General features: G+C 67.3%; 11 protein-coding genes. 6 read left to right on the top strand and 5 right to left on the bottom strand.

Features of this window, described 5'->3' with window-relative positions:
* Positions 1-31 precede the first annotated feature (31 nt).
* Together ACZYZE_RS08925 and ACZYZE_RS08920 are read left to right on the top strand one after the other, a co-directional pair.
* On the top strand, positions 32-1,726 hold the full coding sequence (locus ACZYZE_RS08925) for a DUF885 domain-containing protein (protein ID WP_463907382.1): 1,695 nt from the start codon (positions 32-34) through the stop codon (positions 1,724-1,726).
* 187 nt (positions 1,727-1,913) lie between these two features.
* Entirely contained in the window at positions 1,914-3,377 is a 1,464-nt protein-coding gene (locus ACZYZE_RS08920) for a dicarboxylate/amino acid:cation symporter (RefSeq protein ID WP_463907381.1), read from the top strand.
* Between the two features lie 80 nt (positions 3,378-3,457).
* On the opposite strand, the gene ACZYZE_RS08915 is transcribed toward ACZYZE_RS08920, so the two are convergent.
* Complete coding sequence (locus ACZYZE_RS08915) at positions 3,458-4,036, bottom strand: hypothetical protein (RefSeq protein ID WP_463907380.1); 579 nt, start codon at positions 4,034-4,036, stop codon at positions 3,458-3,460.
* A 217-nt stretch (positions 4,037-4,253) separates the two neighbouring features.
* On the opposite strand from ACZYZE_RS08915, the gene ACZYZE_RS08910 reads away from it, so the two are divergent.
* From ACZYZE_RS08910 to ACZYZE_RS08900, 3 genes are all read left to right on the top strand, one after another.
* Positions 4,254-4,724, top strand: coding sequence for a YbjQ family protein (locus tag ACZYZE_RS08910; protein WP_459319738.1), 471 nt, complete (start codon positions 4,254-4,256; stop codon positions 4,722-4,724).
* 98 nt (positions 4,725-4,822) lie between these two features.
* Entirely contained in the window at positions 4,823-5,548 is a 726-nt protein-coding gene (locus tag ACZYZE_RS08905) for a TetR/AcrR family transcriptional regulator (RefSeq protein ID WP_463907512.1), read from the top strand.
* Position 5,549: 1 nt separating this feature from the next.
* Positions 5,550-8,129, top strand: a complete 2,580-nt coding sequence (locus ACZYZE_RS08900) for an MMPL family transporter (RefSeq protein WP_463907379.1) — start codon at positions 5,550-5,552, stop codon at positions 8,127-8,129.
* Positions 8,130-8,323: 194 nt separating this feature from the next.
* Here the strand turns inward: ACZYZE_RS08900 and ACZYZE_RS08895 are convergent, their stop codons facing one another.
* The 4 genes from ACZYZE_RS08895 to ACZYZE_RS08880 all read right to left on the bottom strand — a co-directional run bounded on the left by ACZYZE_RS08895 (position 8,324) and on the right by ACZYZE_RS08880 (position 11,667).
* Positions 8,324-9,766: an HNH endonuclease gene (locus tag ACZYZE_RS08895; RefSeq protein WP_463907378.1), complete on the bottom strand. Its 1,443-nt coding sequence runs from the start codon at positions 9,764-9,766 to the stop codon at positions 8,324-8,326.
* A 559-nt stretch (positions 9,767-10,325) separates the two neighbouring features.
* Entirely contained in the window at positions 10,326-10,670 is a 345-nt protein-coding gene (locus ACZYZE_RS08890) for a type II toxin-antitoxin system PemK/MazF family toxin (protein ID WP_459320392.1), read from the bottom strand.
* Complete coding sequence (locus ACZYZE_RS08885; protein ID WP_459320393.1) at positions 10,667-10,912, bottom strand: ribbon-helix-helix domain-containing protein; 246 nt, start codon at positions 10,910-10,912, stop codon at positions 10,667-10,669. Before ACZYZE_RS08885 ends, ACZYZE_RS08890 begins: the two co-directional genes overlap by 4 nt.
* A 233-nt stretch (positions 10,913-11,145) precedes the next feature.
* Positions 11,146-11,667, bottom strand: a complete 522-nt coding sequence (locus ACZYZE_RS08880) for a winged helix-turn-helix transcriptional regulator (protein ID WP_463907377.1) — start codon at positions 11,665-11,667, stop codon at positions 11,146-11,148.
* Positions 11,668-11,719: 52 nt separating this feature from the next.
* On the opposite strand from ACZYZE_RS08880, the gene ACZYZE_RS08875 reads away from it, so the two are divergent.
* Positions 11,720-12,364 (top strand): maleylpyruvate isomerase family mycothiol-dependent enzyme, encoded by a 645-nt coding sequence (locus ACZYZE_RS08875; RefSeq protein ID WP_459320395.1) that lies wholly within the window; start codon positions 11,720-11,722, stop codon positions 12,362-12,364.
* Positions 12,365-12,711: the final 347 nt, after the last annotated feature.

The following is a 12,711-nucleotide window of genomic DNA, read 5'->3' as shown; positions in this document are numbered from 1 at the left end:
TAACCGCCGTCGTCCGGCTAGTCTTTTTCGGGTGACTACCGAAACCACTGAAAATACAGCCCCCGTACGCCCGAAGACGGCCATCGACGCTGTCGCCGATGCCTACACGGACACCCTGATCCGGCTTGACCCGAGCTTCGCCACCGAGCTCGGGCTCCCCGGCCACGAGACCGAATACCAGGACTTCTCCCCCGCCGGGCACGAGGAATTCGCTGTCGCCGCGCGCGCGGCGCTTGCCGCGCTAGACGGGCTGGAGCCGGCGGACGACGTCGACGCCGTCACCCTCGATGCCATGCGCGAACGCCTGGGCCTGCAGCTGGAAATCCACGCGTCAGGCTGGGACACGGCCGAGCTGAACAACATCGCCTCCCCTGCCCAGGAGATCCGCGCGATCTTCGACCTTATGCCAACGGACACCGCCGGACAGTGGGACCACATCGCGGGCCGCGCGCGCAATGTCCAGTCCGCGCTCGACGGCTACATCGAGTCGCTGCGTTCCGCCAAGGAGGACGGCCGGGTTGCCGCTGCCCGCCAGGTGTCGATCGTGATCGAACAGGCCACGAACCACGCCGCGGACGACGGCTTCTTCGCGAAACTGGCCGCCGAGGCAAAAACCGAGGAAGGGCCGCTGCCGGTGGATGTGCAGTCAAGGCTCGACGCCGGTGCTGCCGCCGCCCGGGTTGCGTACTCCCGGCTCGCCGGCTTCCTGTCAGCCGAGCTGCTGCCGGCCGCCCCGGAACAGGACGCCGTGGGCCGCGAGCGCTACGCGCTGGCCTCGCGCGACTTCCTCGGCGCCACCGTGGACCTTGAGGAAACGTATGCCTGGGGTGTGCAGGAACTCGACCGCCTGATCGCCGAGCAGGAGCGTGTGGCCGGCGAGATCCGTCCCGGCGCCACGGTCGAGGAAGCCAAGGAGGTCCTGAACAACGATCCCGCCCGCCAGCTCAAGGGCACCGACGCCCTGCGGGCCTGGATGCAGGGGCTCTCCGACAAGGCCGTGGCCGAGCTGGCCGGTGTGCACTTCGACATCCCGGAGGTGATGAAGACGCTGGAGTGCAAGATCGCACCCACCCAGGAAGGCGGCATTTACTACACCGGCCCCTCGGACGACTTCAGCCGCCCGGGCCGCATGTGGTGGTCCGTGCCGCCGGGCGAGGACACCTTCACCACCTGGTCCGAGACCACCACGGTGTTCCACGAGGGCGTCCCCGGCCACCACCTGCAGGTCGCCACCGCCACCTACCGCCGCGAACTGCTCAACAACTGGCGGCGCAACGCCTGCTGGACCTCCGGGCATGGCGAAGGCTGGGCGCTTTACGCGGAGAAGCTCATGCAGGAACTGGGCTACCTCGGGGACCCGGGCGACCACATGGGCATGCTGGATGGGCAGCGCATGCGGGCCGCCCGCGTGGTGTTCGACATCGGCGTCCACCTCGGGCTGGAGGTGCCCGAGCGCTGGGGCTCCGGCACTTGGACCCCGGACAAGGGCTACGAGTTCCTCAAGCAGAACCTCACCATCAGCGAAGGCCAGCTCAAGTTCGAGTTCACCCGCTACCTCGGCTGGCCCGGCCAGGCACCGTCGTACAAGGTGGGCCAGCGGCTGTGGGAGCAGATCCGCGCCGAGCTCGAATCCCGGCCGGGCTTTGACCTCAAGGCCTTCCACACCAAGGCCCTGGACATCGGATCGGTGGGCCTGGACACGCTCAAGCGCGCCCTGCTGGGGTAAGGTCCTCGGCAACCCGCCGTCCCGGAGGTCGAGAGACAATCGCCACACCGCGGGCCGGAATAACTTCACAAACGGGTAGTCTTCCGGCGGATTTCCCTTGATTCCGCGGCGGGGGCCGGAAACTGGACGCGTAACATTTCTCAACATCCGTTCGTCGTGCTAGGCGGCCCGGACCTAGCGTATTCAGGTGAGCACTCAGACAAACACCCCCGATTCCGCAGGAAAGACCGGCTTCCAGCTGCCCAAGTGGGCCGGCTCGTTCGGCTTCCAGATCATCGCCGCCCTCATCGTCGGCCTGGGCCTCGGCCTCCTGGCCAAGTACACGGGCAGCACCAAGGCGGCCCCCAACGCCCTCGGCACCACGCTGGCAACCATTGGCTCGAGCTACGTCTCGCTGCTGCAGACCGCCGTCGTCCCCCTGATCTTCACCGCCGTCATCAGCTCCATCTCCAACCTGCGCGCAGTCTCCAATGCCGCCCGGCTGGCCTGGAACACGCTGCTCTGGTTCGCGATCACCTCGTTGATCGCCGTCCTGATCGGCATCGGACTGGGCGTGCTGCTGCAGCCCGGCGCCAACACCGGGATCACCCAGGACGCCAAGTACGCCGGCAAGTCCGGCGACTGGTGGGCGTTCCTGACCGGACTGTTCCCGAAGAACTTCCTGGGCCTCGGCGCCACCACCACCGTCACCGAGGGCGTCGCCACCACGGCCGTGAGCTTCAACGTGCTCCAGATCCTGGTGATCGCGATCGCCGTCGGCATCGCAGCACTGAAGGTGGGCAAGGCCGCCGAGCCGTTCCTGAACCTCAATGCCTCCGCCCTCGCCGTGATCCAGAAGGTCCTCTGGTGGATCATCCGGATCGCCCCGCTCGGCACCGTCGGCCTGATCGGCAACGCCGTGGCGATCTACGGCTGGGACACCATCGGATCCCTGGGCAAGTTCACCTTCGCCATCTATGTGGGCCTGGCCCTCGTGCTGTTCGTGGTCTACCCGGTCCTGGTCCGCACCCACGGCCTGTCCGTCAAGCAGTACTTCTCCGGCGTCTGGCCGGCCGTGCAGCTGGCGTTTGTTTCCCGGTCCTCGGTGGGCACCCTGCCGCTGACCCAGCGCGTGACCGAGCGCAGCCTGGGCGTCCCCCGCGCCTACGCCTCCTTCGCCGTGCCCCTGGGCGCCACCACCAAGATGGACGGCTGCGCCGCCATCTACCCGGCCATCTCCGCGATCTTCGTGGCCCAGTTCTTCGGCATCCAGCTCGACTTCACCCAGTACCTGCTGATCGCCCTCGTCTCCGTGCTGGGCTCCGCCGCGACCGCCGGCACCACCGGCGCCGTCGTGATGCTGACCCTGACGCTTTCCACGCTGGGACTGCCGCTGGCCGGCGTCGGACTCCTGCTGGCGATCGACCCGATCCTGGACATGGGCCGCACCGCCGTCAACGTGGCCGGGCAGGCGCTCATCCCCACCATCGTGGCCAAGCGCCAGGGCATCCTGGACGAGGCGCTGTACAACGCGCCGCGCACCGGTGACCCGTTCAGTGACGAAGTCGACAACACAGCGGACGACGCCGGCGCCACCGCCGTCGACCCTTCGGCTGCCGCAGCTCCCGCAGCCACGCCGGAAGGCCGCGAACTGGCCGGCGCCAAGGCATAACCACCGCCTGACGCACCAAACGTAAGAAGTCCCCGGGAATCTCCCGGGGACTTCTTTTTATGCGTCGGTTATGAAGCGGCCTAGTGGCCGCCTCCGCCGATGACGCCCTTTTCGACGGCCTTGGTGACGGCGTCGGCCTCGGCCTGGGTCAAGGTGCCGTCGGTGACGGCCTTGTCCAGCTTGGTCTTCAGCGCTGCGGCACGCTCGGTCTGGGCCGCGGTGCGGAGTTCCTCGAGGGCCGCGGTCACTTTGGACTCGTCAATGCCGAGCGACGATGCGAGCGACTTGGCGAGGGCCGCCTCCATGGCTGCACGGTCCGGCCTGGTGCCTTCAGCCGGCGGGGTGGTGGGCTTGTTGGCGTCGCGGAATGCTTTGAGCGCTTCGGTCAGCTTGGCCTCGTCGACGCCGAGCTTGGTGGCAAGTTCGGCAGCCCGGATGCCGCCGGGGCCGCCGCGCTCCCCGCCCTTGTGGCCGTGGCCGCCGCGCATGCCCTGGCCGTCACCGGGTGTGGTGCCGGTGGAACTGTCGGGCGACGCGGTGGAACTGGGGCTGGGGCTCGGAGTGGTGGCTGCGGACGCCATCCCGGTGACTCCAAGGCCGGCGCCCAGTGCCAGTGCAGCGGCCGAAATGCCGAGCGTGATTCTCTTCGTACGTGACATGTGATGTCTCCTGGCTCTGCCGTGCGTGACGGCTCCGTAGTGGTGGATGGTCTCTTTCGAGACTCAAGTTCAAGTCTGCTCCGGGCAGTTCGCGGTGGGCTGTTCGGAACCTTTCATCTTCCTGTGAAAGTTTCCGACGGGTTGCGGGCGGATAGTCGGCCGCAATTTGCCGCGGGATATTCGCTCCGGTGAGCCCGGCAGTGGGTAGGCTCGGGTCATGCTGATCGTGACCTCCAACGACATCCCCGGCCACCGGATCGACGCCGTTTTCGGCGAGGTGATGGGGCTTACCGTCCGCGCCCGGGACATCGGCGGCCAGGTGATGGCCGGCTTCCGCTCGCTCGGCGGCGGAGAACTGCCGGAGATGACCCGCATGCTTTATGAGAGCAGGCAACAGGTCATGGCCCGGATGGTCACCGAGGCGGAGCAACGCGGGGCCAACGCCATCATTGCCATGCGCTTCGACAACTCGCAGCTGGGGACCACCTGGACCGAGGTCTGTGCCTACGGCACGGCCGTCTTCGCCGTCCCGCTCGCGGAAAACGAACCCGGCGCCACCGGACAGTCTGTTTTCCTGGCGAAGTCCGCTTTCCCGGCGAAGTCCGCAGCGGGCACGGATTCCGGCCGCGTTCCCGCGCCCACGGCGGACCCGGCAAACCCTGATCTGCGGCCGGATCCGCCGTCCTGATTTACCTCGGCACTTACCCCCGGCAATTAGCTCCGGCAATTTCCTCAGCGAAAATGTTGCCCTGCGTGCAAACATGCACGTAGTGTAATTGTGTGCCCATCACCTCGTCCCCTCCTGCAGCCGCATCTGAGGTGCCGTCGCGCCGTGAGCTGAACAAGGCGGCCACCCGCCAGGCCATCACGGACGCTGCCCTCACACTGCTCCGGTCCAACGGCCCCGGCAACTTCACGGTCGAGGACATCGCCGACGCCGCCGGCATCTCCCGCCGCACCTTCTTCAACTATTTCGGCAGCACAGAAGCAGCCATCGCCTCGGTGACCTACGGCTTCCTGGACACTGCGCTCCAGCAGTTCCGGCTGCGCCCGGCCGGCGAATCGTTCATGGAATCCGCACGGGCGGCCCTCGTGGAACTCGCCGATCCGATGGCCGTGGCTCCGATCGCCGAGCTGTACAGCCTGGGCCAGGCCAACCCGCAACTCAGCCGCTCCGAGTTGGAGGCCTGGGACCACTGCACCGAACAAATCGTCAACGCCGCCCGTGAACGATTCAGCCAGGGCGCCGGCGTCGAGATCGACGAACTGTACCTCCGCGCCCTGGCCGGCTCCGTCATCGCCTGCGGGCGGGCGGCCATGGATCTCTGGCTGGCCCGCTGCGGCGGCGACCTCACCGCCACATCCCTCTCCGCCCTGCGCCAGCTCCTGATCGATGCCATGAGCCTCCTCGGCTCCGGTTTCGCCCGCCCGGACGCCGCCCCGGCTGCCCCGGCCGCCTCAGCCACTCCGGCACCGCACCCCACCGCCACTCCTTCCCCAGAACGGCACTGACATGGCACTGATGCTCTACCGCCTCGGCAAATTCTCCTACCGGCACCGCTGGCTCGTGATTTCCCTCTGGCTCGCCGTTATGGTGGCTGTCGGCGGCGCCGCAGCGGCCTTCCACGGCACGCTCTCCAACAACTTCCAGATCCCGGGCACCGAGACCCAGCAGATGGCGGACAAGCTCAAGAAGGAACTTCCGTCCTCCTCCGGCGGCTCCGCGAGCGTTGTCTTCGAAGCCAACGAGGCCCGGTTCAGCCAGGCCGGCAGGGACGCCGTGTCCGCCGCCCTGGCCAAGCTCAGGACCGTCCCGGATGTGCAGGGAACCGTTGATCCGTTCGAAACCCAGGCCCGGCTGGACAAGGCCGCCACGGATCTTGCGGCCGGTGAGCAGCAGGCAGCCGCCGGCAAGGCCCGGCTGGACCAGTCGGCCGCGGAGCTCGCGGCCGGCAGGGCCCGGCTGGCCGCCGCGGAGCAGCAAATGACCGACGCCGGGATGTCGCCCGCCGCCATCGAGGCGCAGCTCGGCCAGCAGAAGGCAGCCCTCGCCGAAGGTCAGGCAAAGCTCGACGCCGGCACCGCGGAACTCGCGGCCGGCTCGACGAAAATGGCCCTCGGCAAGCGCCAGCTGGAGGCCTCGACGGGTCTGCGTTTCGTCTCCGAGGACGGCAAGGCCGCAATCGCGCAGGTCCAGTTCAAGACCTCGATCAACGGCCTGGCGCCCGAGGTCCGGCAGGAAGTCCAGGACATCGTCAAGGAGGTCTCCTCCGCGAACGTCACCGCCCTGCCCAGCAAGGAAATCAGCGAGGACATCTCCGAGCTCTTTGGCACCGCCGAGATTATCGGCATCGCCGTCGCCGCCCTGGTCCTGATCATCATGCTCGGCACCCTTATCGCCGCAGGGCTTCCGCTGCTGATGGCAATCGTCGGCGTGGCCGTCGGCGTCGGCGGCACCTTCGCCCTCAGCGGCGCCGTCGACATGAGCTCCATCTCCCCGATGCTGGCGCTGATGCTCGGCCTTGCGGTCGGCATCGACTACTCGCTGTTCATCGTCAACCGGCACCGCGGCCAGCTGCTGAGCGGTATGGATCCCGAGGAGTCCGTGGCGCTGGCCACCGGCACCTCCGGCAATGCAGTGCTGTTCGCCGGCCTGACCGTCATTATCGCCCTTGCCGCCCTCGTGGTCCCGGGGCTGCCGTTCCTGGCCGTCATGGGCCTGTCGGCCGCCGCCACGGTGGCTGTCGCAGTCGTCGTCGCCCTGACCCTGACGCCGGCCATCCTTTCCCTTATGGGCCAGGGGCTCATCTCCAAGCGCGCCTGGGCCAAGGCCGACAAGCACAACGCGGCCCCCGGCCACGAGACCGAGGACCGGGTCAAAGATGAGTACCGCGGCAGCCACGGCTGGGGCGGACTTGTCACCAGGCACCCCGTGCTGGCCCTGCTGGCCGGCGTTGTGCTGCTCGGCATCGTGGCGCTGCCGGCCAGCCAGCTCCGGCTCGCCCTGCCGGACGCCAGCTCGGAGCCGGTCGCCTCGCAGGCCTTCAAGGCGTACGACGTTACTAAGCGGAGCTTCGGCGAAGGCATGACCGGACCGATCATCGTGGTCGGTGACCTCCCGGCCGGGCTGAGCGAAGCCGAGGCCCAGGCCACGCAGCTCGACGCCGCAGACATGCTCCGGGACACGAAGAACGTCGCCGCCGCCGTCCCGCTGGCACTGAGCGCCGACCGCCGTACCGCGGTGTTCCAGATCATCCCGAAGGAAGGCCCGGCCAGTGCCAGCACTGTCCAGGTGGTCTCGGAACTGCGCGCCGAAAAGGGCCAGATCAAGGACGCCACCGGGGTCAGCATCGGCCTCACCGGCCAGACGGCCGGCAATGTGGACGTCTCCACCAAGCTCGGCGACGCCCTGCCACCGTACCTGGCGATCGTGGTCGGGCTCTCCCTGATCCTGCTGCTGCTCGTGTTCCGCTCCATCTGGGTGCCGCTGCTGGCCACCGGCGGCTTCCTGCTCTCGCTCGCCGCCGCGTTCGGCGCGGTTGTGGCGGTCTACCAGTGGGGCTGGCTGGGAGCCATCTTCGGCGTCGAGAACCCGGGGGCCGTGCTGAGCTTCCTGCCGATCATCCTGATCGGTGTCCTGTTCGGACTCGCCATGGACTACCAGGTGTTCATCGCCTCCGGAATGCGCGAGTCCTACATGCACGGCGAATCGGCCAGGCACGCGGTCCGCTCGGGCTTCAGCCACGCCTCCGCGGTGGTCACCGCGGCAGCGATCATCATGGTCAGTGTGTTCTCGGGCTTCATCTTCTCGCACCTGAATATGGTTCGGCCGCTGGGCTTCGCGATGGCTTTCGGTGTGCTGATCGACGCGTTCGTGGTGCGGATGACGATCGTCCCGGCCGTCATGTACCTGCTCGGCGAGAAGGCCTGGTGGCTCCCGCGCTGGCTGGACCGTGTCCTGCCGGATGTGGACGTCGAAGGCGCCAAGCTCCGCACGCCGGGAACGACGCCGGGCGAAGGCTCCGCTGCCGAGCCCACCGGGGTCACCGGGGTCGCCGGGGTCGCCGGGGTCGCCGGGATCACCGCGCGCTGACAGCCACAGGTTCCCCGCGCCGATTCGCCAGGCCGCCCGCTGATCACTCTGATCGGCGGGCGGCTTCCTGCGTTCTGAGGACACGCTCCTCACTGCAACGCGGGGTCACATACGGCCCGTTACGCCCTGTCGGATGGGCCGTAGGTGACCCCGCGTTGCTGTTGGCGCTGCTGACATTAGTGGTCAGGCCGTCATCAGCCCCGGCTGGCGCTCCGAAGGATCTTGGCCCGGTGCCGGAGTTTGCGGCGGTGGTTGCCACGGCGGCGGCGGGGCGGGGGCTGGTCCAATGTTTTTTGGCTGAGACTTGTTCCCGGCAACGGCGGCGCGGTGGAGTGGTAGGTATGGCCGGTGGGGGTGGTGAGTTCGATGGTGTGCCTGTGGTGGGAGGCGGCGTCGAGTCCGGGGCGGGGGCGTGCCGTCCAGCCGGGGTTTTCTTTGGTGTGGTTGCAGGCTTCGCAGAGTCCGGCGCCGTTGGCCCCGGTGGTGGTGCCGCCGTGGTGCCAGGGGATGATGTGGTCGTAGTGGCGGATGGGGGCGTCGCAGTAGGGGGTGCGGCAGGTGTCGTCGCGGGCCTTCAGGAAGCGGCGCAGCCCGGGCGGGAAGAGCCGGGCGCGGGAGTCCATGCCGATCAGGTCCCCGGTGCCGGGGGCGGTGTAGAGCCGGCGGAGCCATAGGCTGAACGCCGCGTCGTGGTTAGCCGTGGCTTTTCCCTTGCCCGGGTGGGTGAGGATGTTTCGGGCCCAGCCGGCGGGGACGATGCCGTAGCCGGGGAGCCGGGCGGGTTCGGAGTCGCCCTGGAGGAGGGTGCGGTCGGTCATGATGAGCTGGAGTTCGATTCCGGTGATCCCGCCGGGGGTGCCGGTGGTGCGTTCGACGAGGCCATCGGCCATGAGTTGGCCGCGGGAGCGGGGGTCCCCGGCGGCGCGGAGGGTGTCGGCGTGCCGGGTCAGGGCGGTGTACACGGCGACGCCTTCGGCGACCGGGAGCAGCGCGGTGAGGCAGGTCATGGTGTCCGGGGCGGGGCGGAGGCTGACGTGCCGGTCGGTGGCGGCGTGGGCCGCGCGCTGAGTGACGGTGCGGGGGTCGCGGCGGTAGGCTGCGGTGCGGGCGAGAGCAACAATTGCCCGGTCTCCGGCGCCGTCGAAGGTGCCGGTGTCGGCGGCGAGTTCCTCGTCGACGGCGGCCCGGTCGGCGGCGGACAGGCAGGCGGTTTCCCGCACCAGCAGGGTGGCGCGCCATTCGTTGAGCCGGCCGGTCTGCAGGGCAAGGAACGTGTGGGGCATTTCGGTGACGAGGGCTGTGGCCAGGCCCAGGAGCCGGCTGCCGCGGGCGGGCGATTCACGCCTGGCCAGCGCGATCTGCGCACCCACCCCGGACCCGTGCTCCGCGCCGGTCTCCGCGGCAGGAACCCCGGGGGCTCGCTGTTTCCGGCGCTGGATGAGTTCGAAAGCGACGGCGATCCGGGCCTGCAACGCTGCCGCGGCGGATTTGAGGTCCTCGAGGTCCCGGAGCTGACAGATCAGCCCGGCTCCGCCGTCGTCGTCGTGGCAGGGCCGGACAGCGCCAAGTGAGCGGGCAACCTCCGTTACCGTCACACCGCGTCCCGCCGGATCCTCGGACTCCTTATTGCCGTCCATGTAAAAAGGCTATCGGGCACCTGTGACATTAAGACCCGGCCCACGTGGCGTGCGTTGAGGTGCCGTCCGTCCGCACCGTGCGATTCCTCGACATGGATGCGAAGGCCCGGTGAACTAGCTAACGATGTCATCGGTGCGGGAGGAACGGCTTAGGATCGGAGCCGGACTGTCGATGGCCGGACTGGGCGTGCTCTCCACTGTCATGATTCTGGCCTCCGTCCCGGACTGCAGGGCTGATGTCGCCCTGATCATAATCGGCGGCATCCAAGCTTTCATAGTTCTCGGACACGGAACGCTTGGGCTCGGACCGCTGGCGCAACCTGGCAGAGCATCGGCACCACACTCGGGATGACTAAGCAGGCAACGCAAGAGCGATTTGCACATCCCCTCGCCCCCGCCCATGACGTCACCGCGATGATTGGCCACGCATGGCTATGGGATCCATTGTTTTTCATTTGGGCTACAGCCTTGGTTTTATCGCTCTGGTACTCGCGCAAGAGCTCAGCGGCAGTTGCGTAAGCCGGTCGGCTACTGGCGACTGCGCAGGCGGAATGCGCGTTCAGATGCCCATAGCCAGGCGGATGCCGGCCGCGACCTTGGAGAGTACGTAACTGGGCACGTGCCCGACGGGGTACGGCTCTAGGAATTCGCGGCTGACCGGACCGACCTGCGACACCACCGCGATGGAGTCCTTGCCAAGACCGGAAGCGTCGACCGGTATCAGCACGTTACCCGGGAAGGCTTCCAGTGCGACGTTCGACGTCAGTGGCACGACGAGGATCGTCGCGATCTGGGTCGCAAGCAACCAATCCTCCTGCATGACGACGGCCGGCCGACGCTTTGCTGGTTCTGATCCGCGGGGCGAACCGAAGTCGACCCAAACGACGTCGCCGTGCGAGATCACCAGTCGGTGCGTTCGAGCATCGTGCTCTCCGACTCATGCAGAAACGGGCTGTCCGCGGAGGGCTGCCCGGCACGTTTGATCACCGAGTTCGCTAGCGCCGTCAGTTCCGCTTCGCCCTCAAGCTCCTCGACGAGACGACGACCGGCGCGCCGGAAGAACTCGGACCGGTTCATGCCATGCCGCGCAGCGACCCGCTCGAAGCGTTCGAAGTCGGTGTCGGGAATCGAAATTGCGGTCTTCATAGTTCCAAGTATAACTGGTCATACCGAGAGTTGTCGCTGAGGGAGCCCGCTCCAGGACGGAAACTGCGGGTCCCCAAAGCCGGCGACCGATCGCGGGCGCGTGCCTCCCGTTAAATCTCATGGTCCGGGCTTGATCGGGGCTTGCAGCCGGGTGACGTCGAGCAGGGCAAGGACAGCCTCCCCGTCCCCTTGGACCGCGATGTCCTTGCAGTTTTCGAGCGGATCTCCGCTGATTATGAGGGTCTTCCATGCTGCTTCCGTTGTGAGAGTCGCGAGATACTCGAGTGGCTCCCGGTAGGGGCGACGCAGGAATCTGTCAGCTTGAGCGCGACCCACCAACTCTGTGAGCTTTGGGCGAGCGGTCGCGCGTGTGCCAGCATAGCCAAGACGAGCGTATCGAGGCTCATATCGGCGTGGAGCGGTGGCCGCGGTGAGCGAACTGCCCATAGCGACAGGGCGGTATTGACTGTCTCGAGGTCACGCCCCCAGTCCTTGAGGTCGTACACTGTCGTGTGCGTGGGCATGCGCAGTTTGCGGCGCACCACAATGCCCGCCGCTTCAAGCTCCTGGAGGCGAGGGGAGGGGAGCGCCGCCGGCCCGGTCCCCGGGATGTCGCGTTGGGTTTCTACGAAGAGCTTGGGTCCAAGTATCAGTTCCCGCACGGTGATGAGCGCCCAGCGCTCTCCGATGAGATCGAGGGCATGAGTTGAGGCACACCCGTCGTTGTACGAGCCGTAAGTTCTGCGCGCTGCCATATCTCTACGCTACAAATTGCCAAGAAGTGTCCGCTTTTGTTTTAGTCGTGAAATGAACTCGCGACTCGGCTCCGTCATCTGGCCTGTGGTGCACGACGAACGTCGGGCGCTGATTCGCGACCTCGAGACGCTGCAACCAGAACAGTGGCAGAGGCCCTCGCCTTGTCCCGATTGGGACGTTCACGACGTCGTGGCCCATCTCGTCGATACCGCTAAGACGACCCGCCTGGGGTTCGTCCGCAGCATGGTCGCTGTCGGCTTCGACTTCGACCGGGACAACGCCGCAGGGGTAGCACGGGAACGCGCTGACGATCCTGGTCGCACGCTGGCTGAGTTTCGCGCTGTGCTCACGCGTACAACCGGCCCCCCGGCGCCGCTCGCCACTCGGCTGGTCGAAGCGTTCGTCCACGGGGAGGATATCCGCCGTCCTGTAGGTATCAGCCGCGACTACCCGGCCACCCACGTAATCACCGCACTGGGCTACCAGCTAAAGACGACGGAGAAGATGGGAGGCGGCAAGGAACGTGCTGAGGGATGGCGGCTGGTCGCCTCCGACGCGGCCTTCGAACACGGCACGGGCCAAGAGGTCCGCGGCCCCGCCATAGTCCTTCTGCTTGCCGCATCAGGACGGCCCGTGGCTGCGAACGAACTTACTGGACCGGGGGCCGCGGCCTTCGCGCAGCGTTCTCGCTCCTGACAGTTACCTGACCGTGGGACCACCCCGGACTTATCAGGATCGACACGAGAAAGACCAACAATGACGAACACGAGTGAGTCCACCCAGGCAATTGACACCACCTTCAGGCCGAACATAGTAGCCGATGCAAACAGCGGCTGGCCCTGCGTGCAGATGCCCGACTCGGCCGAGTTCTTCGGCACAGGCAAGTCCGTCAAAATCGGAGGCACAGTTGACGGCCAGGGAGTGTCTGAATAACGGTGGATCCGTGGTTGGCCTGACACGCCAGGCCGTGCCTGGCGGGGAGGACCGATTATGAGCGAAACACTGGATCCCATGGCGACTGATGTGGATCAGCAAGAGTTGGC

Source organism: Pseudarthrobacter woesei, assembly GCF_055412745.1.
The sequence above is the reverse complement of the archived record's forward strand: the minus strand, read 5'-3'. Positions and strand labels throughout refer to the sequence as shown.

Bases quoted from the DNA above. Each gene is read 5' to 3' on its own strand.
- ACZYZE_RS08895 (WP_463907378.1), bottom strand. From the start codon at position 9,766: ATGGACGGCAATAAGGAGTCCGAGGATCCGGCGGGACGCGGTGTGACG.
- ACZYZE_RS08875 (WP_459320395.1), top strand. From the start codon at position 11,720: ATGAACTCGCGACTCGGCTCCGTCATCTGGCCTGTGGTGCACGACGAA.
- ACZYZE_RS08915 (WP_463907380.1), bottom strand. From the start codon at position 4,036: ATGTCACGTACGAAGAGAATCACGCTCGGCATTTCGGCCGCTGCACTG.
- ACZYZE_RS08885 (WP_459320393.1), bottom strand. From the start codon at position 10,912: ATGAAGACCGCAATTTCGATTCCCGACACCGACTTCGAACGCTTCGAG.
- ACZYZE_RS08880 (WP_463907377.1), bottom strand. From the start codon at position 11,667: ATGGCAGCGCGCAGAACTTACGGCTCGTACAACGACGGGTGTGCCTCA.
- ACZYZE_RS08900 (WP_463907379.1), top strand. From the start codon at position 5,550: ATGGCACTGATGCTCTACCGCCTCGGCAAATTCTCCTACCGGCACCGC.
- ACZYZE_RS08910 (WP_459319738.1), top strand. From the start codon at position 4,254: ATGCTGATCGTGACCTCCAACGACATCCCCGGCCACCGGATCGACGCC.